General features: G+C 68.8%; 32 protein-coding genes. 17 read left to right on the top strand and 15 right to left on the bottom strand.

Annotated elements, in window-relative coordinates; all coding sequences use genetic code 11:
• Positions 1-84: 84 nt before the first annotated feature.
• A complete protein-coding gene (locus IE263_RS11610) occupies positions 85-921 on the bottom strand; it encodes a helix-turn-helix domain-containing protein (RefSeq protein ID WP_189935078.1) in 837 nt (278 codons plus the stop codon).
• 112 nt (positions 922-1033) lie between these two features.
• On the opposite strand from IE263_RS11610, the gene IE263_RS11605 reads away from it, so the two are divergent.
• Together IE263_RS11605 and IE263_RS11600 are read left to right on the top strand one after the other, a co-directional pair.
• On the top strand, positions 1034-1630 hold the full coding sequence (locus IE263_RS11605; RefSeq protein WP_189935378.1) for an NADPH-dependent FMN reductase: 597 nt from the start codon (positions 1034-1036) through the stop codon (positions 1628-1630).
• Positions 1631-1872: 242 nt separating this feature from the next.
• A complete protein-coding gene (locus IE263_RS11600) occupies positions 1873-2223 on the top strand; it encodes a VOC family protein (protein ID WP_229910913.1) in 351 nt (116 codons plus the stop codon).
• Here the strand turns inward: IE263_RS11600 and IE263_RS48375 are convergent.
• Entirely contained in the window at positions 2202-3938 is a 1737-nt protein-coding gene (locus IE263_RS48375) for an endo alpha-1,4 polygalactosaminidase (protein WP_229910912.1), read from the bottom strand. The two genes, IE263_RS11600 and IE263_RS48375, sit on opposite strands and share 22 nt — an antisense overlap.
• A gap of 265 nt (positions 3939-4203) precedes the next feature.
• On the opposite strand from IE263_RS48375, the gene IE263_RS11585 reads away from it, so the two are divergent.
• Positions 4204-4935: a ferritin-like domain-containing protein gene (locus IE263_RS11585; RefSeq protein WP_189935076.1), complete on the top strand. Its 732-nt coding sequence runs from the start codon at positions 4204-4206 to the stop codon at positions 4933-4935.
• Between the two features lie 92 nt (positions 4936-5027).
• Here IE263_RS11585 and IE263_RS11580 read toward each other — a convergent pair whose 3' ends face one another.
• Positions 5028-5441 (bottom strand): hypothetical protein, encoded by a 414-nt coding sequence (locus IE263_RS11580; RefSeq protein WP_189935074.1) that lies wholly within the window; start codon positions 5439-5441, stop codon positions 5028-5030.
• Positions 5442-5767: 326 nt separating this feature from the next.
• Here IE263_RS11580 and IE263_RS11575 point away from each other — a divergent pair, with 326 nt between their 5' ends.
• Positions 5768-6331 (top strand): dihydrofolate reductase family protein, encoded by a 564-nt coding sequence (locus tag IE263_RS11575; RefSeq protein ID WP_189935072.1) that lies wholly within the window; start codon positions 5768-5770, stop codon positions 6329-6331.
• Between the two features lie 192 nt (positions 6332-6523).
• Here IE263_RS11575 and IE263_RS11570 read toward each other — a convergent pair whose 3' ends face one another.
• The 3 genes from IE263_RS11570 to IE263_RS11560 all read right to left on the bottom strand — a co-directional run bounded on the left by IE263_RS11570 (position 6524) and on the right by IE263_RS11560 (position 8768).
• Positions 6524-7282, bottom strand: coding sequence for a DUF899 family protein (locus IE263_RS11570; protein WP_189935070.1), 759 nt, complete (start codon positions 7280-7282; stop codon positions 6524-6526).
• Positions 7283-7772: 490 nt separating this feature from the next.
• A complete protein-coding gene (locus IE263_RS49950) occupies positions 7773-8324 on the bottom strand; it encodes a transposase (protein WP_189935068.1) in 552 nt (183 codons plus the stop codon).
• Positions 8325-8360: 36 nt separating this feature from the next.
• Positions 8361-8768, bottom strand: a complete 408-nt coding sequence (locus IE263_RS11560) for a RidA family protein (RefSeq protein ID WP_189935066.1) — start codon at positions 8766-8768, stop codon at positions 8361-8363.
• A gap of 79 nt (positions 8769-8847) precedes the next feature.
• Between IE263_RS11560 and IE263_RS11555 the strand changes: the two genes are divergently transcribed.
• Both IE263_RS11555 and IE263_RS11550 read left to right on the top strand, forming a co-directional pair.
• Positions 8848-9498 carry a TetR/AcrR family transcriptional regulator gene (locus tag IE263_RS11555; RefSeq protein WP_189935064.1) on the top strand — a complete coding sequence of 217 codons (651 nt, stop codon included), beginning with the start codon at positions 8848-8850 and terminating at the stop codon, positions 9496-9498.
• A 263-nt stretch (positions 9499-9761) separates the two neighbouring features.
• Positions 9762-10421 (top strand): LysE family translocator, encoded by a 660-nt coding sequence (locus tag IE263_RS11550; RefSeq protein WP_189935062.1) that lies wholly within the window; start codon positions 9762-9764, stop codon positions 10419-10421.
• Between the two features lie 160 nt (positions 10422-10581).
• On the opposite strand, the gene IE263_RS11545 is transcribed toward IE263_RS11550, so the two are convergent.
• A complete protein-coding gene (locus tag IE263_RS11545) occupies positions 10582-11358 on the bottom strand; it encodes a LysR family transcriptional regulator (protein ID WP_189935060.1) in 777 nt (258 codons plus the stop codon).
• 76 nt (positions 11359-11434) lie between these two features.
• Here IE263_RS11545 and IE263_RS11540 point away from each other — a divergent pair, with 76 nt between their 5' ends.
• The 6 genes from IE263_RS11540 to IE263_RS11515 all read left to right on the top strand — a co-directional run bounded on the left by IE263_RS11540 (position 11435) and on the right by IE263_RS11515 (position 15736).
• Complete coding sequence (locus tag IE263_RS11540) at positions 11435-12142, top strand: maleylpyruvate isomerase family mycothiol-dependent enzyme (protein WP_189935058.1); 708 nt, start codon at positions 11435-11437, stop codon at positions 12140-12142.
• Between the two features lie 138 nt (positions 12143-12280).
• Complete coding sequence (locus IE263_RS11535) at positions 12281-12634, top strand: YdhR family protein (protein WP_189935056.1); 354 nt, start codon at positions 12281-12283, stop codon at positions 12632-12634.
• The gene (locus IE263_RS11530) at positions 12631-12921 is read left to right on the top strand and encodes a hypothetical protein (protein WP_189935055.1); all 291 of its coding nucleotides are present in this window, start codon (positions 12631-12633) and stop codon (positions 12919-12921) included. The genes IE263_RS11535 and IE263_RS11530 overlap by 4 nt, the downstream gene beginning before the upstream one ends.
• Positions 12922-13076: 155 nt before the next feature.
• A complete protein-coding gene (locus tag IE263_RS11525; RefSeq protein WP_229910911.1) occupies positions 13077-13865 on the top strand; it encodes a hypothetical protein in 789 nt (262 codons plus the stop codon).
• A 27-nt stretch (positions 13866-13892) separates the two neighbouring features.
• The gene (locus IE263_RS11520) at positions 13893-15053 is read left to right on the top strand and encodes a sensor histidine kinase (RefSeq protein ID WP_189935053.1); all 1161 of its coding nucleotides are present in this window, start codon (positions 13893-13895) and stop codon (positions 15051-15053) included.
• Positions 15050-15736 (top strand): response regulator, encoded by a 687-nt coding sequence (locus tag IE263_RS11515; RefSeq protein ID WP_189935051.1) that lies wholly within the window; start codon positions 15050-15052, stop codon positions 15734-15736. The genes IE263_RS11520 and IE263_RS11515 overlap by 4 nt, the downstream gene beginning before the upstream one ends.
• Before the next feature lie 525 nt (positions 15737-16261).
• Here the strand turns inward: IE263_RS11515 and IE263_RS11510 are convergent.
• Complete coding sequence (locus IE263_RS11510; protein WP_189935049.1) at positions 16262-16762, bottom strand: PaaI family thioesterase; 501 nt, start codon at positions 16760-16762, stop codon at positions 16262-16264.
• A gap of 93 nt (positions 16763-16855) precedes the next feature.
• Between IE263_RS11510 and IE263_RS11505 the strand changes: the two genes are divergently transcribed.
• Positions 16856-17323 (top strand): winged helix-turn-helix transcriptional regulator, encoded by a 468-nt coding sequence (locus IE263_RS11505; protein ID WP_189935047.1) that lies wholly within the window; start codon positions 16856-16858, stop codon positions 17321-17323.
• Between the two features lie 71 nt (positions 17324-17394).
• Here the strand turns inward: IE263_RS11505 and IE263_RS49945 are convergent, their stop codons facing one another.
• Positions 17395-17988 (bottom strand): acetyl-coenzyme A synthetase N-terminal domain-containing protein, encoded by a 594-nt coding sequence (locus tag IE263_RS49945; protein ID WP_229910910.1) that lies wholly within the window; start codon positions 17986-17988, stop codon positions 17395-17397.
• A gap of 13 nt (positions 17989-18001) precedes the next feature.
• Positions 18002-18268: an alpha/beta hydrolase gene (locus IE263_RS11495; RefSeq protein WP_229910909.1), complete on the bottom strand. Its 267-nt coding sequence runs from the start codon at positions 18266-18268 to the stop codon at positions 18002-18004.
• Between the two features lie 790 nt (positions 18269-19058).
• Here IE263_RS11495 and IE263_RS11490 point away from each other — a divergent pair.
• Together IE263_RS11490 and IE263_RS11485 are read left to right on the top strand one after the other, a co-directional pair.
• Positions 19059-20477: an ATP-binding protein gene (locus tag IE263_RS11490; RefSeq protein ID WP_189935045.1), complete on the top strand. Its 1419-nt coding sequence runs from the start codon at positions 19059-19061 to the stop codon at positions 20475-20477.
• 253 nt (positions 20478-20730) lie between these two features.
• A protein-coding gene (locus IE263_RS11485) for an IS5 family transposase (protein WP_189935043.1) occupies positions 20731-21551 on the top strand; the annotation gives its coding sequence in 2 pieces (ribosomal slippage) (positions 20731-21078 and positions 21081-21551; 819 coding nt in all).
• On the opposite strand, the gene IE263_RS11480 is transcribed toward IE263_RS11485, so the two are convergent.
• Positions 21541-21897: a hypothetical protein gene (locus IE263_RS11480; protein ID WP_189935041.1), complete on the bottom strand. Its 357-nt coding sequence runs from the start codon at positions 21895-21897 to the stop codon at positions 21541-21543. The two genes, IE263_RS11485 and IE263_RS11480, sit on opposite strands and share 11 nt — an antisense overlap.
• 449 nt (positions 21898-22346) lie before the next feature.
• Here IE263_RS11480 and IE263_RS11475 point away from each other — a divergent pair, with 449 nt between their 5' ends.
• Together IE263_RS11475 and IE263_RS11470 are read left to right on the top strand one after the other, a co-directional pair.
• A complete protein-coding gene (locus IE263_RS11475) occupies positions 22347-22895 on the top strand; it encodes a GIY-YIG nuclease family protein (RefSeq protein WP_189935039.1) in 549 nt (182 codons plus the stop codon).
• Between the two features lie 164 nt (positions 22896-23059).
• Positions 23060-23758 carry an 8-oxoguanine DNA glycosylase OGG fold protein gene (locus tag IE263_RS11470; protein WP_189935036.1) on the top strand — a complete coding sequence of 233 codons (699 nt, stop codon included), beginning with the start codon at positions 23060-23062 and terminating at the stop codon, positions 23756-23758.
• A 3-nt stretch (positions 23759-23761) separates the two neighbouring features.
• Here the strand turns inward: IE263_RS11470 and IE263_RS11465 are convergent, their stop codons facing one another.
• From IE263_RS11465 to IE263_RS11450, 4 genes are all read right to left on the bottom strand, one after another.
• Positions 23762-24289 carry a hypothetical protein gene (locus IE263_RS11465; RefSeq protein WP_189935034.1) on the bottom strand — a complete coding sequence of 176 codons (528 nt, stop codon included), beginning with the start codon at positions 24287-24289 and terminating at the stop codon, positions 23762-23764.
• A 73-nt stretch (positions 24290-24362) separates the two neighbouring features.
• On the bottom strand, positions 24363-25115 hold the full coding sequence (locus IE263_RS11460) for a hypothetical protein (RefSeq protein WP_189935032.1): 753 nt from the start codon (positions 25113-25115) through the stop codon (positions 24363-24365).
• Positions 25116-25159: 44 nt separating this feature from the next.
• Positions 25160-26146, bottom strand: a complete 987-nt coding sequence (locus IE263_RS11455; RefSeq protein WP_189935030.1) for an N-6 DNA methylase — start codon at positions 26144-26146, stop codon at positions 25160-25162.
• A gap of 5 nt (positions 26147-26151) precedes the next feature.
• Complete coding sequence (locus tag IE263_RS11450) at positions 26152-26793, bottom strand: hypothetical protein (protein ID WP_189935028.1); 642 nt, start codon at positions 26791-26793, stop codon at positions 26152-26154.
• Between the last annotated feature and the right edge of the window lie 59 nt (positions 26794-26852).

Below are 26852 nucleotides of genomic sequence, written 5' to 3'. Positions count from 1 at the left end.
GCCCGTGCCCGCGGGTGCTGTGCACGTCCAGCAGGTGACGTCCTTGGCCATGCGCGCGAGTCAGGACGTGGTTGACGGCCGCGGTCAGGAGATGGCCCGGAGCCGGCTGTGGGGCAGGCGGCGGAGTTGGTCGACGGCCTGGGCCGTCCCCTCGTCCGCGGGGAGGAACACGACCAGTTGCTGGGCGTCCGAGGAGAGTTCGAGCGTCTCGCGGAGCAGCCGGAGTTCGTGCCCGGACGGGTGCTTGAGGCGGAGCGCTCCCCGTCGCGGAACCTCGTGACGGTTCAGGCGGCGCGTGAAGTCGGGGCCGGCGACGGGGGCGAGCTCCGCGGTGAACCACTCGGAGTTCTCGACGGACGGTGCGAGCCACAGGTCGAAGACCTGCTCGTCCGCGACGTCGTCCCAGTCGGCGAAGAACGTCCGGGCGCGAGGGTCGGTGAAGAGGTAGCGGGTGAGGTTCGGGGCGTCGGTGTCGAGCAGTCCGGTTCCGCTCGTCACCGACTCGTAGCCGCTGGTCCGGGCGAGGATGTCGCCCAGCCGGTTGGTCACCATGGCGATCCCCGGTTCAAGGAGGCGGAGGGTCTCCAGGACCGGCGGGCGGACGTCGCGGGGCGGTGGTGCGGGCCGGCAGTGAGCGGAACATTCGCCGCCAGTGATCTTCGCGAGGTAGCGCAGGTGGTTGCGCTCCGAAGGGTCGAGGCTGAGCGCATCGGCAAGCGCGTTCACCACCGCCACCGACGGATTGCGGTCTCGGCCCTGTTCGATGCGGGTCAGGTATTCGACGCTGATGCCGGCCCGCGTGGCGAGATCCAGCCGCCGTAGACCCGGTGATCGGCGACGGCCGCGATCCGGCAGTCCCAGCGACTCCGGCTGGATGCTGTCGCGCTTGGAGCGAACGAAGTCCCCTAACGGCGTACCCATGCCGCGAGCATACGGTGCTGCCCGCGGACTGCGGAGTGCTCAGGATGGCCCTGTGGGGGCCAGCCTGAGCACGGTCTGGCTGCAGCCACGGCGCGGCCTGATCGTGGTGGGCATGGAGAAGAACAAGCACAAGCTGGTGATCATCGTCGGAAGCGTCCGGGACGGACGGTTCGGCCCGGTGGTGGCCTCGTGGGTCGCCGAACAGGCCGGCACGCACGGTGGTTTCGATGCAGAAGTCGTCGATCTGGCCGAGATCGACATCCCGTTGGCGCTTCCCGCGGCATCGCCGAAGTTCGCCGGCGACGGTTACCCCCGTCCGGCCGGGATGGCGGCACTGACGTCGGCTCTGGAGAGCGCTGACGCGTTCATCGTGGTCACGCCGGAGTACAACCACAGCTATCCCGCGTCGTTGAAGGCGGCCATCGACTGGCACTTCACCCAGTGGACGGCCAAGCCCGTCGCCTTCGTCAGCTACGGCGGTGCGGCAGGTGGCCGGCACGCGGTGCTGCACCTGGAGAACGTGCTGACCGAGTTGCACGCCGTGACGATCCGCGACGGTCTCGCCTTCCCGAACTACTTCACGGCGTGGCAGGACGGCCGACCCCTCGACCCCGAGGCCCCCGGGTACGCCAAGACGCTGCTCGACCAGTTGGCCTGGTGGGCGGGCGCGCTCCGGTCGGCACGCGACGCCGCTCCCTACCCGGCGTGAGCGTGGCGACGATGGAGCAGCTCCCGCTCGGGCGCACCGCACTTCTGTGATCACGGCCTCCGCAGCTGCTCACAGCACGCTCGAGCGATCGGCGGCGTCTCGGCAACGTCTGTCGCCGCTCGTACGAACTCGCGGACGCGTTCCGTGGTGTTCCCCTCGAGCCACACCGGCCCCCGTTCGATCGGCGGTGCGTCGTGGAGGGGCACGTAGGCGACGTCCGGCCGAGGGTAATAACGCCGGGAATGCTCCCCGACCGGAAGGACGCCGCTTCTGTACGCGTCGCCGCATGGCGGGCCGGCGAAATCCCGTTCCCGTCGGTGCGCATCACCCCTGAGACCATTATCGATCTGGTCAGCCGCCCCCGAGGGGAGTCCAACGTCGACCACATCTGTCTCACCGTAGAACCGCTGGACTGGGACGAGTTCATCAAGTCGGAAACCCTCACCGTCCTCGAAGGCCCCGTCGAGCGCTTCGGCGCACGCGGAACCGCCACGTCGGTCTACGTCCAGGACCCGGACGGCAACACCGTGGAACTCCGCTGGTACCCGCAGGACGCCGCAGTGGCTCGGCGTCAGCAGGTCTGGCGGAGGTAGCCGCTCGCGCCCTTGGGCACAGCATCCTGGTCGCGGCGGACGATACTCAGTTCGCTGCTCCAGCCGGAGCATGCTTTCGACTTGCCCTTCGCCGTGTACTCGACCACGAACACGTTGTTGGCGAACGCCTCGGCGAACTCACCGCACTCGTCCCACTCGCCGCACTCCTCCACCACGGCGAAGTCCAGGCCCACCGCCGCACGGTCGGACAGGAGCTCCGCGGTGCCTTTCTGGGCGATGGCCAGGCCCTTCTCGTGGGCGTGCGCCGACAGCAGCTTCATCAGGGCCTTGGCCTGGTCGGCCGTGAGGTACTTCGGGAAGCGGGTGAAGGTGTCGTAGTTGTCGGGCTCGACGGCCTTGTACCCCTTGGCCGCGCACTCGTCGATCCAGGTGTTCAGCTTGGCGGCGATGCGCTGCCGCTTGGCGTCCGTGCGGATGTCCAGGACCGCCTCGCCCCAGTCCTTGTCGTAGACGACGTCCTTGTCGGCGTCGCGCAGCAGCAGGTCGGAGTCCCAGTCACCTTCCGCGTGCTCCTGTGCCTGGAAGGCGTTGAGATTGCAGATGTTGTACACACCCGGCGCGGGCGCGTCCTCGTGGTCGCGACTGACCACCCGCACACCGGTCGGCGGGGCGTACGCGCCTCCGATCTGGTAGTCCCACAGCACGTGCTTCGGCGGCAGTGTCACCGCGGCGGCGGGCGCGGGGGCGGGGTCAGTGGGCGACTGGGACGTGTTGGTCTCATGCGCCCCCATGTTCACCGCCGCGATGCTCAGCCCGGTGACGGCCACGGCTGCGGCGAGGCCGACGAGGATGCGCCGCCCCCGACGTCTGTCCGGAACGGGGAGCGTAAGGGAAACCGGGGGGCTGGTCTCCGCTGAGTCGGCCACTCCCGGCACGACCGGCGCGGCGGAATCCGGCAGCGTCCGGAACATCCGCTGCAGTTCGGCGAGGTCGGGCCGGGCGGCCGGATCCTTGTCCAGGCAGCGTTCGGCGATGCTCCGGAGCGGTTCGGCGACTCCGTCCAGGGCCGGTGCCTCGTACATCACCTGATAACCCGTCAGATACGGGCTGCTGCCGTCGAACGGACGGTTGCCGGTGGCCGCGTACACCAGGAGCGACCCCAGCGAGAAGATGTCCGAGGCCGCGGTGACGTCCCGCGGCGCGGCGAACTGCTCCGGGGACATGAAGGGCGGGGTGCCGATCAGCCGCCCGGTCACCGTGAGGGCCTCATTGTCGACGGCGTGCGAGATGCCGAAGTCGATGACGCGGGGTCCGTCCTCGGCCATCAGGACGTTGCTCGGCTTCAGGTCACGGTGGACCACACCCACCCGGTGGATGTCCCGCAGCGCCTCGACAAGGCCCAGCGCGAGCGTGCGCACCTCACGTCCGCGCAGCGGGCCGTCCTTGGCCACGATGTCCGACAGCGTGCGGCCCGGCACATACACCGTCGCCATCCACGGCCGTTCGGCGTCCGGATCGGCGTCCACCACCGGGGCCGTGAAGGCCCCGCTCACCCGGCGGACCGCCGCGACCTCCTGCCGGAAACGCGTCCGGAACTCCTCGTCCTGCGCGTACTGCGCGTGCACGACCTTGACCGCGACCCGCCGTCCCGAGTCCGAGTGGCCCAGATAGACGACGCCCATGCCGCCGCTACCGAGCCGGTCGACCAGCGTGTAGCCGCCTATGGACTCCGCATCGCCGGGGCTCAGCGACATCACCGGTCACCTTTCCCATGGGGCCCTGCTTCGCATGGGGCCCTGCTTCGAAAAGCCGTTGAGGCTGATCAGATTAGTACCAAGGTCTTCTGGACGAGATGACCTCGGTGAGGGCGATCATCGGGCGGGCCGGGCTGGAGGCGCACCTCGCGGCTGGGGCGAGAAAGGGATGGGGGTGCGCCTGGCGGCAGTGGAACGGTTTGGGGTCCGCCTGCGTCGTCCCTCTCCGGGGCACGGTGGCTGTGTCCCGGAGAGGGGAGACCGGGTGCAGACGGGCGGCTTCGCCAAGTGGACAAGGCGGTTCGAGGACGAGCGCGAGCGCAGGCGCGCCCAGGGTGATCCGGACTGGGGGCAAAGCGCGACGCTGCATCCGGCGGTGTGGGCCAGCATCCAGCGCTTCCAGGTGGGCGAGGACGGCGACGGCGCCAACCTTGTCGGCAAAGCGGACCAGGCCGGCGACGCCGACTACGGGCAGGCGGTCCGGCTCTTCATCGCCGAGGAACAGAACCACGCCCGTCTCCTTGCTCGGCTGCTGGCCGCAGGGGGCATACCGACGTTGACCGGGCACTGGAGCGACATGGTCTTCGTACGGCTGCGGCGTCTCATGGGCCTGCGCATGGAACTGCTGGTGCTGATGATCGCGGAAGTGGTGGCGCTGCGTTATTACCGGGCCCTGCGCGATGGCACCGACGACTCGCTCACTGCGGATGTGGCGGGGCGGATCCTGTCCGACGAGCAGCGCCACGTCCCGTTCCACTGCGAGCGACTGCACGCCTCCCTGGCGGAACTGCCCCGCGCAATGCGCCGCCCGGTGATGGCCCTCTGGCGACTCCTTCTGCTCGCGGTCTCTCTCGTCGTCGCCGCCGACCACGGTCCGGCACTGCGCCGACTCGACGTCGGGCGCCTGCGATTCGTGGTCGATGTCATGACCTCGTCCCACACGGTGGTCTCCGCAGTGCTGGTGCCCCGCCCAGATGCATGGACGAGCGCGGGCTGACAACGGACAGCCGCCAGGGGTGGTCCCAGTCCGAGCGGGCAGCCCCACATCGGCGGTTGATCGGTGACGTCTTCCTTTCGTCCGTCCCCGACCTACTGCTTGCCCCTTGCCCAGCGCCGCAGCTTCCCGATGGCACGTTCCTTGTGGAGCCGGGTAGCGGACATCTCGCCTGAGCTCGTCACGAGCGCGGTGATGGGTGTCCATTGAGTCTTCCCCGCCTGAGTAGTCCACCTGACTGCCGGGAAGTCCGTGATCTCGGTGATGCGCTCCCGGGCGATCACCCGAGTGCGCACGAGGCCGCGCACCACCATCCTCGAGTGCTCACACGTCACTCCGAGTCGGTAGCCCCGCACGGCAAGGATCGCGAACCCGCTCACCGCGAAACAAGCCGCGAGCCGTTCAATGCCTGTACTGGCTTGTGCGGCGTAGGCGATTCCCACGACTGCCGGAGTGGCTCCGAGGCTGCTGTTCGCAAGACGGTTCAGCGCCGATGGCGATAGTTCCATGAGCCTCCTCGTCCGCGTCGGCGGCTGCCGGTGAGCGTACAGTCGGCGGCCCGTACGGTGACAAGAGCACCAGTTTGGAGGATCGCGTAGCCGGGTGGGGTCTGACCCGGCAAGGCGCCGACCTGCGCGTTCCCGGGCGACTCGCCGGCCTTCCCCGCTGTTCCCCGCCCATGGCCGTCCGATCGGGCACGCAGGGGGCGGCACACTGAGGTTTTCTCAACGAAATGATCTCGTGAGACGACTCGGCCCAGGGGATCCCGCGAGCCGCGATGAGTCCTGCGGCGTCCGGCGGTCGTACTGTCGAACCCGTTACCAGGAGGACTCTGATGCGCAGCGTGACCTATTCGATGAGCGTCTCACTTGACGGCTACATCGTCGGGCCGGACGGCGACTTCGACTGGACGGTGCCCGACGAGGAGGTCTTTCGCTTCTGGATCGACGAGATCCGGGAGGTCGGCGTCCACCTGTTGGGACGACGGCTGTACGAGACGATGCTGTACTGGGAGACCGCCGACCAGGATCCGTCGCTCGACGACTCCCAGCTCGAGTGGGCCGCGCTCTGGAATCCGCTGCCCAAGGTGGTGTTCTCCACCACGCTGTCGGAGGTGCAGGGCAATGCCCGCCTGGCCTCCGGCGGCCTGGCGGAGGAGATCGAGCGGTTGCGAGCCGAGCCGGGGGAGGGCGACATCGCGATCGGCGGCGCGACTCTCGCCGCCGAGGCGGCCGCGTTGGGTCTGATCGACGAGTACCGGGCCATGGTCTACCCGGTGCTTGTGGGCGGTGGCATTCCGTTCTTTCCCCAACGCGAGCGCCGGGTGGATCTCGAACTCGTCGAGACCCGCACCTTCAGCTCGAGAGTCGTCTACCTCCGCTACCGCGTGGCTCGTTAGCCGGCTCGTCCGCCGAGCCCTGAGGAGAACGGGCCGGCCAGTGACGTTCTCCCAAAGGCTTCCGCTTTCCGAAAGTGATCGTTTGGTTGAGGCTTGACGGGCATGAACGGCGGTCGACGACGGGAGAGATGGGGAAGTTCGTCCGTTCGTACTCGCAGAAGTCCCGGGAAGAGGCCGAGCGGGTGCGGTGGGTCAGGAGCAGCAGCCTGAGCCGCCCGTGCCGGGCTGTCCGCTGTGGAGGTCGTCGTCGTGGCCGGCGGTGATCCGTGCCCATTGCGCGGTCGGCCGTCCGTCCTTGCGGAACTGCTGGCCGAGGGTCTCGTAGGGCTGTGGCCAGCCTGGCGGGGAGTCCTCCCAGGTCTCCTGCCGTCCGTGGACGGTCATGTCGAGGATGCCGTAGGACGGCGCCATGGGTTCGACGCCGCGGCCGGTGGTCCAGTACGTCTCGTAGACGCGGTTCCGGTCGCGGAGGTAGCTCGCTTTCATCCCGAAGTGGCGGCCGGCGAGGAGCCGTTCGTGCGACTCGGCGGGGACGGAGTACCAGGGCATGTCCCAGCCCATGAAGCGGCGGTAGCGGTCGGACTCCTCGTAGGGGCCCTGGCAGAAGACGGCGAAGGTGACGTCACGCTGGTGCAGATAGGACAGTTCGCGGACCTGGCCGGTGAAGAAGGTGCAGCCCTCACACTGGTCCGCGGCGGGGCGGCCGTCGTGCCACATGTGATACGACACGAACAGCTGGGTGCGGCCCTCGAAGACGTCGATCAGGGGGACTTCTCCGTTGCCTCCGACGATCGGAGTCGATGGGTCCACCTCGGTCATCGGCAGGCGTCGCCGGGCGGCGGCGATCGCGTCGCCCTCTCGGGTGTGCGCCTTCTCCCGGGCGCGCAGGGTGTCGATTTCGGCCAGCCACTCCGAGCGGGAGACGACCGGCGGTGTGTTCACAGCAGTCATGCCCGTACTGACCCGGCAGCCCGCAAGAACTCATCGTTCGACTGATCAAGACCTCCGAACGACATGCGGACGCCTTGTAAAGCCGTGGAGGGAGGCAGGCCGCGCTTGCGACCTTGTCCAAGGCCGTCCAGGGAGCCATGCTCACTACATGACCATGATGTGTGGCCCCCCCCGGGGGGGAGGCCGCTACGGGGTGCCCAGGGCTCCTGCTGTCTGCTGCCGTTGATGTCAGGCGTGGATGTCAGGACGGGGGGCTCGCGGGGGTCTCAGAGATCTGTCGCGCCAACTCCTCGATCACCTGCGGGACGACACGCTGAGCGGCCTCGTCCTGCAGCGCTTCGACAAGCGCTTGATGGACTGCCGCACAGGGTTGCCCGGCGTGTGAGGCTCGGGTCCGGTCGACCGCCCGCTCGATCTTCGCCATGTGGGCTGCCACGATCGGCATCGCCTTCTCGTACTCTCTGGGGTCCGTGGCCATGGACTCAGCCGATCAGGGCGGGCCGATGAGGTCAAGGCCGACGGTGGGCCATCGGCATTGGGAAGCTGCGAGCACTTGTGGCCCACTAGGTCGCTGGCCTGGGTGAATGGCGGGGCTGGGACGTTGTCGGGCTCGGCTGCTTTCACCGCCAATCATGGGAAGAAGATGGCCGTGCGGCTGGAATGACGACCTCTTTTGAAGGGCTCGGCGCTGGTAGGGGGGTTCGAGGTGCTCCTGCGGCGTGCTGGTGAGCGCGCGTGATGGTCGAATCGACGTTGATGTTCCAGGCAGTGCCGCCTTCGGTGTCGGCAGCGGACTGGACGTGCGGCAGGAGCCTCTCCCAGGTGCCGTCGGCCGACCACAGCAAGTGCCGGTTGTGGACGGTCTTCCACGGGGCGAAGCGTTCGGGCACTTCCGCCACTGCGCCCCGGTGCTCAGCCGGTGAATGATCCCGTCGATAACCTGCCGGTGATCGCGCCATCGGCCGCACCGGTTGTTACTCACCGGCAGCAGCCGCTCCAGCACCGCCCACTCGCGGTCCGTCAGATCCCCCCGGCTCAGCATGACCAGACCACGGTCTCGCTGCTCGCAGCGATCCGGCTACTCGATGACCGCGGTGGCTTCGACCTCGACCAGGAGATCCGCTTCCCCCAGCGCCGCAACGCCCAGCAGGGTGATCGGCTTGACCGGATCGATGCCCAGCTTGGCTGCCGCCCGGCCCACGCCCTCACCCAGCAGCGGCATCTTCTCGGGACTCCAGTCGACGACATAGATGGTCAGCTTCGCCACGTCATCGAAGGAACCACCGACCCCGGCCAGAGCAGTGGCGACATTGAGATAGCACTGTTCGACCTGAGCGGCGAAGTCACCCTCGCCCACGGGCCGGCCGTCGGCATCACGGGCGACCTGCCCCGCAAGGAACACCAGCTTCGATCCGGTGGCTACCGACAGTTGCCGGTAGACATCGGGCTTCGGCAACCCCTCGGGATTGACCAGCGTCACGGACATGGACGGCCTCTTCCTCTTGGCGTCAGGGACAGCAAGATCAGCCCCCTGAAAGCATAGCGATGCTATGTATTGTGGGGCCATGGCGAGGACGAAAGACCCAGCGGTCCGCACCCTGCTGCTCAACCGAGCCGCACAGATGCTGCGGATGCGGCAACCGGTCACGCTCCGCGCCCTGGTCGCTGGAACCGGCGTGTCAACAATGGCCGTCTACACCTACTTCGGCGGCATGGACGGCCTGTGGAAGGCCTTGCGGCAAGAAGGCTTCACGCGCCTGGCCGCCAAACTCGCGGCCGTCACAACGTCCGCGGACCCGGTACGCGACCTCGCCGCACTGGGGGCCGCCTACCTGGCCAATGCCTTGGAGAACCCCGATCTCTACCGCGTCATGTTCGATGAGGGCTTCGACCTCGAAGACACCGGCGCCGCGGACGAAACCCTGCACCGCCTCGTCCACGCCATCGACCGGGCCAAGGCGAACGGCCGCTTCCGTGACGAGATCGACCCGCTGGAACTGGCAACACAGAGCTGGACCATCGGCCACGGACTCGCCTCACTTGTCGCCACAGGCCCTCTGCCGCACCAGGCACTCGCTCACGGCGTGCCCATGCTGACCGCACTGTTCACCAGCGCAGGAGACGAACCCGACCGATGCCGTCAGTCGGTCGAGCGTGGCTGGGGACTGATGCCCCCAGCCGGGCCCGGCTCTCGTGAGCGGAGCGACAGGCCCTGACTGGATCAACGATCGGTGCGACGGCTGTCGTGCCTGAGTTCGAACGGGCTGCAGATTCGCACTATCGGCCAGGGGAAAGGAATGACCACGCGAACCCAGGTCGAAGGTCGGTAGGCAAGAAGCAGCTTGGCCCGATCGTCCCCTTCGACTCCACCAATCATGGTCTGACCAGCCCGAGCATGGTCCTTGTCGCTCCAGTCCGGGGTCCGGCCCTCGGTGGGCAAGCCGTTGAACGGGCTACTGGGCGCTGGCACGATCAGCTCATGGATCTGCTTGCGTGGTTACCCCCGTTCGTGGTTGCCGTGCTCCTCATCTCGGCGTCGCCGGGGCCGGCAATGATATTGATCTTTCGGCAGGCGGCGTTGCGCGGGTGGCGGGCGGCGGTACCCACCGTCCTGGGACTCGAAGCGGGTCTGTACTTGTGGGCGCTGGCCGCCGGTGCCGGTCTGGCCGCTCTCGTGGCGGCCTCCGAGGTGGCGTTCGTCGTGCTTCGCATGGTCGGTGCGGTGTTCCTGGTCTACCTCGGCATCAAGGCATGGCGCACGGTGTGGCGCAGCCGCACCCGCCCGGGGGATGCACCGGCAGACGCAGAAGCGTCGATCACGCCGCCCGCGAGCCGAGGGGGATGGTGGACGGCCTTCGGCGAAGGAACAGTGGTGATGCTTGCCAACCCCAAGGCCGCTTTCTTCATGATTGCGTTCTATCCGCAGTTCGTTCCGGCAAGTCGTCCACTGTTCGCCACCACCGCGCTGCTGGCCGCGGTGCAGGTGCTCATCGAAACGGCGTTCTACCTCAGCTTGGCCGCTGTTGTGGGCCGCACCGGAGCCTGGTTCCGCCGGCCACGGATCCGGCGTCGCGTCGAAGCGGTCAGCGGAGGCGTGCTGGTCGCCCTGGGGCTGCGCCTGGCCACGACCACGCGCTGAACTCCTTCTGCGCGGCCCGGACCAACGGCCACCGGCAGCGCGAACGACCCTGACGTGGTACCCGCCGACTGTCCGGATCTGCCTCCTGTCACCGCAGCCGGCCCCGACTCACACAACGTGCCTCCATACTGCGGACCGGTCAGTCCTGTGGAGTGCGCGCCTATGCGCGTTGTTCGGGGAGGTGGCCGCGTTGTGCGGGGAGGTGGCGGTGCGCGGCAGTCTGGGCGTTGTCCGCCGCCATGGACAACGCCACCAGCTCGGCGTGCACCAGCATGTCGGCGGTCTCGAACGCGACGTCCGGCTCGAATCCGGCCTCCTGACACACCGCCGTCGTCCACTCCCGGGCGGGCGTGCCTACTGGCTCCATCGCCCACGGCCGCCCGGCCAGCTCCGCCAGCTCCGCCAGGCCGGGCGTGGCCAGCCGCATGGGGTCGCGCGCCAGCAACTGGTGTTCGACCTCGGTTGCGCGGGCCTGTGGCCGACCGGGGAAGACCTCGTCGATGACGAGGTCGCAGTCCCGTGCAAGGAGGGCGGGCAGCGCGGTGTCCGGCTCGGCCTGGGTGAACGTCACCCGCACCCCCGGGTGGGTCTCGCGCAGCCAGACCGGCGCCCGGGGCAGGAGCGCCAGTGCGGCCGTTTGGAACCCGGTCACCCGCAGTGTGCCGGTCACCTCCGCCAGGGACGCGGCGATGTCGGCCGCGGCCTGGTCCAGTTGGCGCAGTACCGCCTCGGTGTGGGCCACCAGGATTTCGGCTTGTGGGGTCAGCCGCACCCGGCGGCCGTGTGGCTGCAGCAGTGGTGCGCCGACCTCGTTCTCCAGCAGGGAGAGCTGCTGGGAGACGGCGGACGGGCTGTAGGACAGGGCCGTCGCGACGGCCGCCAGCGTGCTGCGGTGCTTCAGCTCCCGCAGGATCTGCAGCCGGCGCAGGTTGTACACGGTGCCTTCATCCCCAGAACGGGCCGGTAGCGCCCGCCGTCGTGAACCCGCTTTCCGCCTCGTAGAAGGGCTGCCCATGCAACCACCTGTCGCAGCCGTGATCGAAGCCCACGGCACCCTGGAACGGCTCGTCGCCGGAGTGACCGACCAGCAGCTCGCCGAAGCATCCGCCCTTCCGGGCTGGTCCCGTGGCCACGTACTGGCGCATCTCACCGACAACGCGAGGATGTTCGCCCGTCTCGCGGAGCATGCCCTGCGCGGGGACCTGGTGGCGGCCTACGACGGTGGCGTGGACGAGCGCAACGCGATCATCGAGGCCACGGCCGGCCGTAGTGCCGCCGAGCACCGGGCCGAACTCGCCGCACACTCAGCCCGCCTGGAGGCAGCCTGGGCACGCGCCGACGACGAGGACTGGAAACGTTCGGTCACGTTCCGCAACGCCGACCTGGCCGCGACGGTCTGGGCACGCTGGCGCGAGGCATGGATCCACATGGTCGACCTGGACCTCGGCGTACGGCCGGACGACTGGCCCGAGGGTCTGGCCACTCACGCCATCGCATTCCTCCTTGGCCGCCTGCCGGCAGGCACGCGCGTATACGCCGAAGACGTGCGCCGCCAGTGGTCCGTCGGCGGCCGGCCGGGCACGGTGGTCACCGGGCGGGTGCGCGACCTGGCGGCCTGGCTGGCCGGACGCACGCCCGCAGTCTCACCGGTAGCGGCGCACGGACTACCCGCCCTCGGGCCCTGGCCGCCCCACCCGCCGCAGAGACAGAACCGCACCTGAGGTCTTCACCAGGCACGGCGTGAGGGACGTGCCGATCTTGCCGAGCGGCGGGCACGGCCGGCTCCGCCGGCCTCGCGCTGTCTCTCCGTCCGGTAGCCGCCGTCAGCCTGCACCCCGTTCATGAAAGGAAAGATGGCTATGCGCGCCGACATCGTCTGGTGGGATCTGTCCGCCTCCGGCCAGACCATCGAGACCATGCGTGACTACCTGCGCGATGAATCCGTCACCGCCTTCTCCAAGGTGCCCGGACTCCGCTTCAAAATGTGGCTCTCCGATCCCGCCACCAACCGGTGGGGAGCCGTGCTGCTGTGGGAATCAGAAGAGGCATCCCGACAGGCACTGCCCAGCCGGGCGCTCGAACTCATCGGCTACCCACCGGTAGCCGCTCACGGCTTCGATGTGGAGGCCACGACCGAGGGCCGATACGAAACGCAACGACTCTCCCTGCAAGGGCTGGCCTTCACCGAGACCGCTGAGAGGGAGTCGAGTTGAGGGCCGACGAGAAGGGCTGGCAGGACCTGACACTCCGCCTGTTCCGCAGTGTCAGCAGTGATCTGCACGAGCCCGGCGGGCGGCGTGGGGTGCGACCCGACCACTTCTCGATCACCATCACGGCCGACACGTACACGAGCCGCTTCCCCGAGGCGGACCTGGCGATCGCCGAGGCCGCAGCCCGGCTCGTACCGCGCGCCCGCGCCACCTCCGAGAACACCCCTCCCACAGAGGAGCCAGAGCCCGCCGACGCTTTTCGCGGGGTTTCCCGTCCTCATGTGTGCTGAATACGTTCCGCAGGGATGCCCTCCTGGCAAGGCGTCTGCTGCGGGCTGGAGGCAGTGACCGTTCAGGCAGCCTGGTGGGTCATACCCAGGTCTGACCGTGCGGTTCAGCTCCTGGTCCGACGCCCCGCAGGGGCGGCGAAGGCATCGTCGTCGGTATGACGAACCCGGAGACATCCATGGCCATCCCGGTCACGACGATCGGCGTCCGACTGCGTGGCGCGTTGCCTGTGGAGCGGTTGGAGGCCACCGGCTTTCCCGGACGTTGGGTGGGCGGGTCTGCCATGGTGCTCGGCCCACTCCTGATGCTGACCGGCGCGTTGTTGCGGGCCCGCTTCCACTTCTTCTACCCCGATCAACTCGCCGCGTACGAGCGGCACCCCACCCTGATGGCCACCGCATACGGCCTCTTTGCCGCGGGCAGCCTGCTGCTCTGGCCCGCCGTGGCCGTGGTGGCCGCACGGATCGGGGCCCGCAGTGCCGGTTGGGGACTGTGGGGCGGGGTGCTGGTCATGTTCGGACTGTTCGCCCGCGCCTTCCACGCAGGAGTGGACCATCTGGCCTTTCAGCTCGTGCGTTCCGAGGGAGCTGGGCCCGCCACCGAAGCGGTCTCCGCCGGCTACGGCGCCTTCCACGTCTTCGCCACGCTGAACCTCGCCATCCTCGCCGGGTGGATCGTCCTTGCCCTCGGCGCCTGGCGCACCGGGGTGCTCGGCCCGGTCCGCGCTACCGCACTCGGCCTCACAGCGGCGCTGCCCCTCGGCGTACTCAAGGGGACCACCCCCCTGTCGCTGGTGGCCCTGGCAGGACTGTGCGCCGCACTGGTGCCGCTGGGCCTGGTGCTACTGCGTGAAGCGCCCCGTCCCAGCCGGGCGGCGGTGCTGCGCTGGGTGCCGCTGACCCTGGTCACGCTCGGACTGATGGTGCTGCTCGGACAGGCCGGTTGAGTGCACACGTCCAAGTACGGTCGGACCATGAAGTCCAAGCGGCAGCGCCATCTCTACGCCCTCGACCTCTGCGCGGCCCTGGCCCTGACCGCCGTATACATCGGCTTCGCCCGGCTGACCGCCGACGACGGCCAGCCCGTCTACACAGGACCGTTCTGGCTCGGCTGTCTGATCGCCGCCGCTGTCGGCCTGCCGATCGCCGTACGCCGCCGTTGGCCGCTCGCAGTCCTGGTGACCGTGCTGGCCGCACTGACCACGGCGTCGCTGCTCGACATCCCCCGCGAGCCGTACGCCGCCGCCGGGCTCGCCGGCTACCTCGTCGGACTGGCCGAACCCACCCGCCGGTCCGTGCCCGCACTCGCGATGACGCTGCCGGTGGCGGGCGGTGCCGTGTATCTCGGCGAGGCGGTGGTCACTCCCGCCGAAGACGGGCGGGGTGCCGTTGGAGTGGCCGGTCTCGTGCTCCTGGTGATCGGCGGGGCCTGGGGCGCGGGGTTCACCGTGCGCAGCCGCCGGGCCGGGGCCGTCCGGGAACAGCGGCGCCGGTCGGAGCACGCACTGGCCGAGGAACGCCTGCGGATCGCCCGGGAGTTGCACGACATCGTCTCGCACAACCTCAGCCTGATCGCTGTCAAGGCGGGTGTCGCCGGGCACGTGGCGGAGGCCGACCCGCAGGAGGCGCGGGCCGCCCTCAAGGTCATCGAGGAGACAAGCCGTTCCGCGCTGGCCGAGATGCGGCGCACGCTCGGCGTACTGCGCACCGAGGGCGCACCCCTGGGGCCTGCACCGGGCCTCGACCGCCTCGACTCGCTCGCGGCCGAGGCGAACCGGGCAGGGGTGGACGTCGACCTGACGGTGCGCGCCGCGGAGGCTCTGGCCGAGGGAACACAACTGACCGTCTACCGGATCGTCCAGGAGTCCCTCACCAACGCGGTCCGGCACGCCGCCCCGACCCGCTGCCAGGTCACCGTCGAGGCGGATGAACGAGAGATCCGCATCGACATCGCGGACGAGGGACCACCGTCCGCACCCGGGCATCCCGTCCGCGAACTGCCGGGCGGGCACGGACTCTTGGGAATACGTGAACGGGTGATGATGTACGGCGGCAGCTTCGAGGCGGGCCCCCGGCCGGAGGGCGGCTTCGCGGTGTCCGTCTGCCTGCCCACCGAAGGGAACCAGCAACCATGACCGACGTGCCCCCGGTCCGGGTACTGATCGCCGACGACCAGGCGATGGTGCGCGGCAGCTTCCGGGTCCTCGTCGACCACACGCCCGGCATGACAGCCGTGGGCGAGGCCGCGAACGGAGCGGAGGCCGTCGAACTCGCCCGCCGCGAACGGCCGGACGTCGTGCTCATGGACATCCGCATGCCGGACCTCGACGGCATCGAGGCGACCCGGCTGATCTGCTCGGACCCGGTGCTGTCCGGCGTCCGGGTCCTCATCCTCACCACCTTCGACCTGGACGAGTACGTCTACGGCGCCCTGCGCGCCGGCGCCGCGGGCTTTCTGCTCAAGGACACTCCGCCCTCCGAGGTCCTCACCGCTGTCGGCGTCGTAGCCGCGGGCGAGGCACTGCTCGCTCCCTCGGTGACCCGCCGCCTGATCGCGGAGTTCGCCCGCCGCCCGGAGCCTGCGCGCCCACCCAGCCGCTCGCTGGACGGAGTCACCGACCGGGAGTTGGAGGTGCTCGGCCTGATCGCGCGGGGGTTGTCCAACACGGAGATCGCAGAGCACCTCCATCTGAGCCTGGCCACGGTCAAGACCCATATCGGACGCTTGCTCACCAAGCTGCGTGCGCGCGACCGTGCCCAGCTCGTGATCGTCGCCTACGAGACCGGGCTCGTGGGCGACCGCCGACGTGGAGTGTGACGTTGGGACGGCCCTCATCAGAGGCCCGAGGTTGCTGTGCCCCCGGCAGGATTCGAACCTGCGACACCCGCTTTAGGAGTGGGATCGAATCCTTGCCGGGTGGTGCATGGCTGTGCCGTGTGGAGCTGTTCTTCCTGATCAGCGCCACGCGGTACACGGGGAGGAACCAGCATGTGACGGCTCGTCCCGCACCGTCCGCTCACGCATCGCTCACGCGTGTGGGGCGTTCTCACCTGCTGCGGAGTGGGCGTCTCCGGGCGGGCCGCGGGGAGGGGTGCCGGACGAGAGGGCCTGGCAGGGCCTGTCGGACCAGACGTCTGCGGAGCGCGATGGGCCCGGCGAGCTCGGTGAAGATCGGCTCCAGTTCGGGGTGGGGAACCGTTTCGCTACCGCTGCGCTGTACGCCGATGACGGGCGTGAGCCGCAGCGTCGTGGTCACGCCTCCTTCAACGCCGTCTGGGCCGTCCGGGGATGAGGCGTCGGTGAGTGGGGGACAAGGTCCGATTCACCGGTCGCCGCCGACGCTCACCCTTGAGAGGGAGGAACCGGGAAGAGCAGGCAGCTACTGGTGGCGTGGGCGAGGAGACGGTCTTTCGCGTCGACCAACTGCGCCTGGGCGAGGGCGGTTTGACGGCCCTTGCTGACAACCGTGCCGATGGCGCGCACCGTGCCCGTCTCCACGGTGATCCGCCGGAGGAACTTCACCGTCAGGTCGAGTGAGGTGTACGCCATGCCTTGCGGGAGGGTGGTCTGGACGGCGCATCCCGCCGCCGAGTCGAGCAGGGTGGCGAAGATGCCGCCGTGCACGCTGCCGATCGGGTTGTAGTGCTCCTCTCCCGGCGTCAGGGAGAAGACCGCCCTGCCGGGTTCCACCTCCTCCAGGGCGAAGTCGATGGCGTAGTTGATGGGCGGCCCCGGCAGTCGCCCCGCCTGCAACTCGCGCAGGAAGTCGATGCCGGCCATGCGTCCGGCGGCCTCCGCCAGGATCGCGGGATCTTCCCATTGATACGTACGTGTCCGTCCCACGACCGAGCGCCTTCCCGTCTGACTTTTGCAAGTGAAGCTAGCTTCCGTCTCACCTGACTGTCAATGACGAAGCCAGGCCCCTACGATGGCCGGATGGAGTGGCTTGAGGCGAGCACGGAGAACTGCCCCGTCCAGCGCACGCTCGACGTGGTCGGAGAGAAATGGACGTTGCTGATCCTGCGGGACGCCGTCAACGGAGTCCGCCGCTTCGACGACTTCCACCGCCATATCGGCCTGTCCGAGGCCGTCCTCAGCGACCGCCTCCGGAAGCTGATCGCGGCCGGCATCCTCAAGACCGTCCCCTACCAGGAGCCGGGCAGCCGCTCCCGCAACGAGTACCGCCTGACCCGCAAGGGCTGGGACCTGTGGCCCGTCCTGATGGCGCTGAGGCAGTGGGGTGAGGCGTACGCCCTCGGCCCCGAGGGCCCTGTACTGGACGTTCGCCACACCGACTGCGACGCTCCGGTCCGCGTCGTCGTCGAGTGCTCCGAGGGGCACTCCACCCTCACCCCTGGGCAAGTCACCGCCCGGCTGGGACCCGGTGCCCGGCTTGGGTCGTGAGCCATCGGCGTAGACCGCAGCCGGGGCTCGACGTCACCCTGAACCTACCCCTCCGATTCCGCGAGCCCTGCTCAAGGGCCTGCCGGCGAGTACTCCCGCTCGTACAGTGTCCCTGGCGCCATTCGGCCTGGTGTCCGACTTGTCCGATGGAGCTGCTGCAGTCGCCGGGTAGCCGCTCGCCGAGTCAGGCGGTCCACCGCTCTTCGGTGGCCGTGGGTGCCTACGCCTGTCATCGGCGGGGGGCGCCGGGCACCGGTCACGGGTGAGTCGTAGATGAGCGCGGGCTGTTCGCCGCGCCCGGCTTCGACGTGTCGGTCGACGGCGTTGAAGCAGACGTTGAGCCGCCCGTCGGGAAACCAGCGGTAGAAGGGTGCGCCCGAGGAGTCCAGGGCGCGTCGTGGAGTGACATCCCAGTCGATGCCCTCTGCCACCTTCAGCCAGAAGCTCTCCGGGTCTTCGGTACTGGCGCGGAAGACATCCTCGTACGTTTCCAGCGCGCACTCCTTTGTGGCATCGAGGGACAGATGTGTGGTGGCGTGCAGGACGGTGTCGGACACAAGTACCGCATGCCGGCCGCCATGGTCGAGCAGGATGCCGGAGACCAGTGGCCTGGTCCCCGGCATCGCGGTGGTGCAGTGGGCCTGCTCGGCAGGCCCCGTCGTCACATTCAGGTCCTGCTCAGGTGCCGAGGTGCCGGCGCAGCCACTGGCCCATCTGTTGGATGGCCTGGTCGACCTCGGGTACGCGTCCCGCGCCCAGGACGAACGAGTGCTGTCCCTCGGGCAGCGGGTGGAGCTCGGAGGTGACCTTGAAGTCCGCGAGGCGGCGGGCGAGCTGGGCGCCGTCGTCGGCGAGGGTCTCGTATTCGCCGTAGTGGACGGTGGTGGGCGGCAGACCGGTCAGGTCGGCGTTCACGAGGCTGATCTCGGGGGCGGCGAAGTCCACTCCGGGCTCCTGTAGCGAGGATTGCCCGGAAGAGCTCGAGGGTGCTCCTGCTGAGCATCTTGTCGTTGTCCTCGTTCTCGTCCACCGACGCGTTCCCGAGGGTGAGGTCGGTCCACGGAGCGCACGTCGACGTCCAGATCCGCTGCGAACGAGGCCACACCGTGCAGACGGAAGACATCGAGAGCGTTCCCGGCCCTGCCTTTCGCATGAAGCGCGCCGAGTGAGCTGAGCGCGTTTGCGCATGCGTTCCGTGCGCACTTCTTGGTGCGGTTGCCGCAGGTGGACGGAGCACCAGCGGCGGTTGCGGTCGAGGAAGCGCAGGGCACACAGGGCACACGTTTCTGCGCCGTGCCAAGCAGTTGGCCAAGCGAAGGCCAAGCTGGAGAAGGCCGAGAGGAAGGCTCGCGAGGCCGCCGAGACGGTGGCCGCCCTGGAGGAAGACGCCGCGTGATGTGTGCCCAACCCGTGCCGGGGCGCCGTAACCGAAGGGGGTACCCCGCCGCACTGATGCGGTGTGCGCCCCCTTGCGTCTCCCTCGGATCAGGTCGTCGCGGCCGGCCCATCCGGCTCAGGACGGGTCCTTTTGCGCAGTCACCTCACGCGCTGTTCACGCATCCGGCGACTGCCGGGCGTCCAATACCGGACCATGCTGGGGCGCGGAAGGCTGATCTTCTCCGGTGGGTACACCGGGGGAGTAGCATCTCCCCGAACCTCTCCTCTAACTAACATCAATGTTGCTAACTGTGATGTTAGTATTTGTGTCGTTAGGTGATACTGGGGAGGCGGCGGCATGGCAGATTTCGTGGGCAGGCGGCACGAGCTCGAGACGCTGGATCGCGAGCTCGGCAAGGTGACGGCCGGGGTCGGTGGGGAGCGGCCCGGGCGCTGCGTGATGCTTCGAGGGCGCCGCCGGGTGGGTAAGTCGCGGTTGGTGGAGCGGTTCGCCGAGAGGTCCGGTGCGCCGTTCCTCTTCTATGCCGCCACAGGGGCGTCGCCGGGGGCGGACCTGGAGCGGCTCAGCCAGGATGCGCAGTCGTCCAGCCTTCCGTTGGCGAATCTGTTGTCCGCGGCCCGCCCGGCGAGTTGGGATGCGGCCTTCGACGTACTGGCGGCGGCACTTCCGCACGACCGGGCGAGCGTGGTGGTCATGGACGAGGTGCCCTATTTGATGGATGCGGAGGGCGCCTTCGAGGGCATGCTTCAGCGGGCCTGGGACCGAGTGCTGGAGAAGAAGCCGGTTCTGCTGGTTCTCATCGGTTCCGACCTGTCGATGATGGAGGCGCTGAACAGCTATGGACGCCCGTTCCACCAGCGCGGACGGGAGATGGTGCTGGGTCCGCTCAACCCGGCGGAGGTGGGCGAGATGCTCGGCCTCGATCCTGCCTCGGCCTTCGATGCGGCCTTGATCACCGGTGGACTGCCGCTGATCTGTGCGGAGTGGACGCACGGCGCCGGGATGTGGGAGTTCCTGCAGACGGCGCTCAGCGATCCCGTGTCGGCCTTGCTGGTATCGGCGGAGCGCTCGCTTGCTGCAGAGTTCCCCCAGCAGGTCCAAGCCCGCACCGTCCTCTCGGCGATCGGCAGCGGTGAGCGGACGTTCTCCAATATTGCCCGCGCCGCCGGCGGGATCGGGGCGACCCCGCTACAGCGGTCGCTGGGGATCCTTGCGGACAAGCGGGTGATCGCGGCGGAGCTTCCCGTGTCCACGCGGCCTTCGAAGGATCGTCGCTACCGGGTCGCGGATCCCTACCTCCGCTTCTGGCTGAAGCTCCTGGGTCCGGCGATGGAGGAGATCGAGCGGGGCCGGGGTGACCTGACACTGCAGCGCATCCGTGAAAACTGGACCAGCTGGCGTGGCAGGGCCATTGAACCTTTGGTGCGCGAGGCGTTGGCACGGCTGCTGCCCGACGCGAACCTCCCCGCCGCCCCCGCCATCGGCGGTTACTGGACCCGTACCAACGATGTGGAGATCGACGTCGTGGGAGCGGACCGCGCGCCGATCGCCAAGGAGCTGTTGTTCGTCGGCTCGGTGAAGTGGCTGGAGAGCTCCCCGTTCGACCGGCACGATCTCGCGGCGCTGCACCGGCACCGCGCCGCGCTCACGCCTGCTCCCGTGCCTGTGATCGCCATCTCGCGCAGCGGGACCGACTGCGCGGGGCTCGACGCCGCGTACGGCCCGGCGGAACTCCTCGCGGCGTGGTCCTCCTGAGCACGCCGGGACACGAGTGGGTGCCAGGTGTCTATGGCCTGTCGTCCCGCCGAGCCTCCGGCCCACTGCTACGGTGACGTCCTCCCGCTCACGCAAACGACCCCGGACGAGGAGTCCGAGGCCGAGTAGAGCCCTCCCTGGGGGAGAAAGCCCAGGTCAGAGCGGCAATGCGTTGTGCCCCCGGCAGGATTCGAACCTGCGACACCCGCTTTAGACGTCGTTTCTTATGGCGTGATCGTTCGTTGATCCGTGCATGACGGATCTGGTTGAGCGGTTGGTACCGGACGAGTTGTGGGTGCTGTTCAGGCGGGTGGTGCCGCCGACGGTGGTGATACGTCCGCAGGGCGGTGGCCGGCGTCGAGCGGGTGACCGTGAGGCTCTGGCTGCCATCATCTTCGTGGCGACGTCGGGTTGCACGTGGCGTCAGCTACCGCCGGTGTTCGGCCCGGCCTGGCCCACGGTCTACCGGCGATTCGCCCAGTGGAGCCGGGACCGGGTCTGGGCGAAGCTCTACCGAGTGATCCTCGACGAACTCGGAGCGCGAGGCGAGCTGGACTGGTCGCGGTGTGCGATCGACTCGGTCAGTCTGCGGGCGGCAAAAGGGGGCCATTGACGGGACCGAATCCGACCGATCGCGGCAAGCCGGGATCGAAGATCCACCTGATCTGTGACAGGAACGGGCTGCCGCTGTCCCTGGGCATCTCCGGCGCGAACCTGCACGACAGCCAGGGCTTGGAGCCGCTCGTGCGCGGCATCCCGCCCATCCGGTCCCGCCGCGGCCCGCGCCGCCGGCGCCCGGCGAAACTGCACGCCGACAAGGGATATGACTACGACCACCTGCGCCGGTGGCTCAGTCGGCGGGGGATACGCCATCGCATCGCACGTAAAGGGATTGAATCCTCACAGCGGCTGGGCCGACATCGCTGGGTGGTGGAGAGAACCGTGTCCTGGCTGGCCGGCTGCCGTCGGCTGCACCGGCGGTACGAACGCAAGGCTGAGCACTTCCTCGCCTTCGTCGGCATAGCCGCGACCCTGATCGGTTACCGCCGCCTGGCGACCCCGCTCACGGTCTGAGCCGGTCCTGCTGCACGTCGAAGCAGATCAGCCCCATCGACTCGGCGACGGCCGCTGCGTAGGCCGACGCCTCCTCGGCCATGCTCCACCGCATGGGGAAGTAGATCAACGGACCGCTGGCTTCGCCGATCAACGGCCCGGTCGACCAGGGCGAAGTGTCCTCGTCGTCCTCGGTGAGGTCGCACCACCGCTCAAGCAGCGCGGCGACGTAGGCCGCTATGCGTTCGGACGGCGGCTCTTCCACCTCGCCGTCGATGTAACGGTCGTACAGGTCACTGAAGACCCGACCGGCGGTCTTGTCGTCCGCCGGCCTCTCGCCTTCCCAGACAGCAAGGTCGTAGCTCATGCCCAGAGGCTCTCATGCCGCTCTGACAGCCATAAGAAACGACGTCTTAGGAGAAAGCCAAGATCGCGTTTGGGGCGGGCGGGGCGGGAGCGGCCTCACCAGGCAGAACTCCAGAGAGGCGCCTTCAAGGGCATCCACATTGCCTCTGACCTGCACGAACGAGGTCCCGGCCGGTCCCAAGCAGTCCCGCTCGGTCCCTGGCTGTACCAAGCACTACGTCCCCAATCTGTCCCCATCAGGGCCGCCTGTCCCCGTGCTGTCCCCACCCGGTCCCCATCGGGGTCGCCTGGTGTGCCGAGCCGCCCAAGGACGTACAAAGGGCACGTCGGGTCGCGTCTCGCGAACTCGTGAGCACCGCTCGGCCTTCGCGGGCGAGTACGCATCACCTCGGTGGAGTGGACTTGGAGGACTCGGGGAGCGCCCTCTGTCTGTGGCTCTATCCTGCGGCCATGTCGGAGCAGACGGCCGTGCAACGGACCACCGAAGCCCTGTTCACCGCACCGCGGCTGCTGTCCGAGGCGGCGGTCGCGCTGCCGAGGACCGCGGGGCTGTATGCCTGGTGGGCGCCGCCGAGCGTTCTCCCGTCGTTTCCCGGGCCGGCCAACTCTGCAGACCCCGGGCGCCGACTGCTGTATCTCGGCAAGGCCACCCGGCTGCGGAGCCGTGTCACCTCGAACCACCTGAGGCGCTCCGGTAGTTCGACGCTGCGACGGACGCTGGCGGGGCTGCTCATGCCCACCGAGGGCTATCGGACGGTGTGGACCGACCGGGTGGTCCTTGTCCGGGAGGACGAGGAGCGGCTCACCGAGTGGATGCACGAGCACCTCGCGCTCACCTGGGTCGAGCGCCCCGATCCGCTATCGGTGGAGGGGGAGTTGATCTCCCGGTTGGGGCCGCCGCTCAACGTCGACGGTGCGGGAGAGGGCGCCGCGCTCGACGGGGTGAGGGAGGCGCGGGCTCGGTACTACGAGAGTGCTGGTCCTCGACCAGCTGAGTAGTGGACATGCGAGTTCCGGCATCCCCTTTGCCTGAAAGGTCGGAAAACGCATGTAGTGCTGATTCGGCCATTTTCCGAGGGCGCATCGGCGGCGGTGCGGCGCTGGCTGTCAGCCCTCTGGTGCAGTATTCGGGCAGCGCGATGGCAGGCAGCTGAGGAGCCAAGGTGACCAAGCTCGATGAGTTGTTCCGTGACCCGCCCCCGGATCGTGACTCGTACATCCTGGGGCAGGCCATTCCGTTCAACCCCGACCAGTGGATCACCAGGCTGCCAAGCGATGAGTGGTGGCCCAAGAGCTTGGCCGACCTGCCACGTGCGGGACGCTGGCCGGCCGTGGACCGGCGGACGGTGTTCCAGATTGCCGAGCACGCCGACACGTTGGAGGGCAGGAGAGACCTTCTGATTGCCGCCCTTGCGTGGGGTACCGGTACCAAGGCTCGGGAGGTTGTCCGCCGTGCGCGGATCTTCCACGAGAACGATCTCGACTGGCTGGACGAGCGGATCTGTGCGGCCAAAGCTGAGGTTGATAGCGGAGACCCTGTCGCCGCCTACCTGGTATTGAACGACCGGGACGCCCGGGTGAAGCACTTCGGCCCAGCGTTCTTCAGCAAGCTCCTGTACTTTGCCACTGCTGATCGTCCTGCTGGGGAGCGTTGGCCCCTGATCCTCGACAGCAACGTCGCGTTGGCCCTCAACGAACTGTCGGCCCAGGAGTGGGAAGCCGACGAGCGATGGGATTCCAAGAAGTATGCGAGCTACCTGGAACTGGCCCACTCGTGGGCCGAACGGTGGGGTACTGCGCCAGACGTAGTGGAGCGGATGCTCTTCGACCGGGGGAAGCAGCTCAGGGGCGGCACCCCGTAGATGCTACGGGGTGCCTGCTTGCAGCTGGCTCGGGTCACCGTCTCGTCGGTGGAGTTTGCTGGGCGATGGCCTGGGCGTCAGAGGAAAGCGGAGCGACGTAGCCGCGGCAGCCGCAGTGCTCGTAGCAGCGGGAGTCTTCGGGCGCGGTGGGCGGGACGCTCTGGTGGACGCCGCGTGCGTGGCTGCAGCCGGGGCGGGCGCAGCGGGGGTGGTGTTGGTTGTCGTGGCGGTGGGCCGAGAGGCCGGCCTGGCGGTGCCGCGGGTGGGTTCGGTGTCGGCGTAGCAGCCAGCCCAGCCGCAGTCGTGGGTGAAGTGGAAGGTGCCGGCGAAGGCGAGAGCGCCGCAGCGGCCGCAGCGGTACCGCTGGATGCCGTGCTCGTCGGGCAGGATGGGTTCGCCGGTGCAGCAGTCGATCTTCAGGGACTTGCGGTAGGCGGAGTGGCGGGCGGCTCGGGCGTCGCGTTCTGCCTTGCGGGTGGAGCTGCGGTCCATGGCGGCCTGCTTCTCCCCGAAGAGATCGAGTTGTGTCATGGCAGTGCTCGGATCAGTCGATGTGTTGTGGGTGTGGGGCGATGCGTGGATCGCCCCACACCGGGTGTGTTGATCAGTTATTGGTGGTCTCGGTCGGCTGCGACTTCTTCTTCGCCTTGGTCTCGTTCGCCTTGGCCGTCTTGGTGGCCGTTGCCGTGGTGCGCTTTGGCCGGGGTGCCGCCAGTTGCTTCTTCGGCTCGGTCTTCTTCGCGGCGGGCTGGGTCTTCTTGGCCGTACGGCGTGGGCTCCTCGCCGGGACCGCGGTTTTCGCCGTGGCCTTCTCCGGCTGGGGCTGGTCCGCGGCTTGTGTGGACTCGCTGCTCGTCGTCGCGTCGGCGGCTGCCGGGGGCTTCTCCGCCGCTGCGGTGCGGCGGGAGGGCTTCTTCGGGAAGGCGCGCAGCGGTGGGCGTCTGCCGTCGAAGGCTGGCAGGAGCCGGGTGCGGATGATTCGCGCGGTGGTCGCGGCGGGCGGGTTGTTCGTGAAGCAGACGCCGACGTTGTAGCGGATGCCCGGGGTGAGGTGCTTGAGGCTGTCGGCGTACGTCTCGGCGTCAGCGTCACCCTCCTCGAACTCGCGGGGCGGGACGTCGAGCGCCCAGGTCTGCACGGCCTCGCCTCGCCACAGGTGCTTGATGCCGATGCGGCGGCCGTCGGGGTGGGTGAGGTACGCGGACGGGCCGGGGTGGGGCTTGGTGTCGGCGTCGGCGGTCCAGCCGTCGCCGAGGCCGGCCGCGGTCGTGGTGACGAACTCGGCGAAGTCCGCGGGGAAGACGCGCTGCTTCTTCGCGGCATCCTCGTCGGTTGTCTGGGGCTTCTTCGGGCTCACGAGGTGTCCCTCCTGGCTGTGCGGGTGTGGGGATGAGGCGACGTTCACGCCGCTGCTCCGTCGAGGAGTTGGTTGAAGGCGTGGAGCATCCGGCGGGCCCGACGCTCGAACAGGGCCTGTTCCACTACCGCGTTGCGGTGTTTGATGACCGCCTCGCGTTCGGCCAGTGCCTTGGTGAGGCCGGCGTCCTCGGTGGCGAGGGAGTCGGCGCACCAGATGACCGTCCGGGGGCCGAGGTCCCAGATGATCGCGTTGACGGCGGCGCAGGCGGTGGCGAGCGGGTCGATGTCGTTGCCGAACCAGGTGTAGTCGTGCGGGTTGAGGTCGCGGAAGCGCAGCGTCTGGGCGACGGAGCGGAACATGCCGCCGCTGCCGAGGGCCGGTTCGCGGATGGTGGGGCCGTGGTCGTCGTGGACGAGGATCTCGGCCATCAGGTCGGTGACGCACGGCGGGGTGTGGTACTCGCCACGCCATTTCTTGTCGCTCTTGTGGCGCAGGCCCGTCAGGAGCGGGCTGAGGACGTCGGCCTCGGAGCGTGCGTACGGGTCGTCCCGGGCGGTGAGGTCGAGCAGTCCCTTGTGGATCGCGGCGTGCATGACGGCCTGTACGGCCTTGAGCTGGTACTCGTCGGGCTTCTCCTCGATCCAGTCGTGCAGGGGGCGGGCGACCTCGATGAGGTCGGGTCGGGCCATCCACTGGACGCCCCAGATCTCCCTCAGCAGCTGCGGGAGCTGGGCGGGCTGGAGGGTGAGGAGCCAGTCTTCGACGAGCGGCTCGCGGAAGAAGCAGAGTGCTGCGACGGTGCCGAGGGGGACGTCCATGCGGCTGCCGCCGTAGTGGCTGAACCATGCGGCGATGACGTTGTCGGCGACGTCGCTGGCGTGGCGGCGCGGGTCGCTCGGGAAGGCGCGGTGCCTTCGGCGCGATGCGGGGGTCGGTGGTCCCTTGGGTTTGGCGGCATCCTCCGCTCGCTGCTTGGCGCGCTCTTCGAGTTTCTGCTCCACCTCGCCGAACAGGTCGAACTGGACCACGACGCTCACCTCCCCGCGGTCTCGGCTGAGATGTGCGAGCGCGGGTGCGGTGGGGCACCCGCGGGGGCGGGTACTGGGCCCGCCTGGAGGATCGCCGTGGCGCGCTCGGCGCGCTGGATGTAGTAGGCGTGGGCCTCGCGTAGGCGGCGCATCCGTTCCTCGTGCTGGGCGATGAGGCCGCCGTAGCGGTTCAGGGAGTGAGGTGCGCAGTGGTGTTCGTGGGCGCGACGCAGCTCCGGGGTCCAGGGCTGGATGAGCCAGTGTCGGGCCAGGGCGGAGACGATGTCGGAGGCACGGCGGGCCGTGCCCTTCGGGACGCGCACGGGGGCGCTGATGATGAGGCGGTATGGGCGGAGGCGCAGGGCGCCGGCGTCGAGGGCGGTGCGGGTGAAGGACTCGGTTCCGGCGAGTGTGACGCCGAAGAGGACCGGCGCCTCGTCCATGTGGAAGCCGCGTGGGCCGGTGCCGTAGGCGACCTGGAGGACCTCCTCCATGGGGTCCTGGTCGGCTTCCGGATGGTGGTCGGGGTCCCAGCCGAGCGTGAAGGCGCCGATGCCGGTGACACGGTAGACGGCCTGGCCGGTGTCGAAGTCGGCGAACTCAGCGACCTCGAGGGCCGGTCCGCCGCCGACGGTGAAGGTCAGCACAAGGGTGCTCTCTCTCGTGATCGAGGCATGGGTGGGTAGGGGGCCGGCCGATGTCGTGG

This window comes from Streptomyces aurantiogriseus (genome assembly GCF_014649375.1).
GTDB lineage: Bacteria > Actinomycetota > Actinomycetes > Streptomycetales > Streptomycetaceae > Streptomyces > Streptomyces aurantiogriseus.
This window is presented reverse-complemented; position numbering and strand designations above follow the sequence as displayed.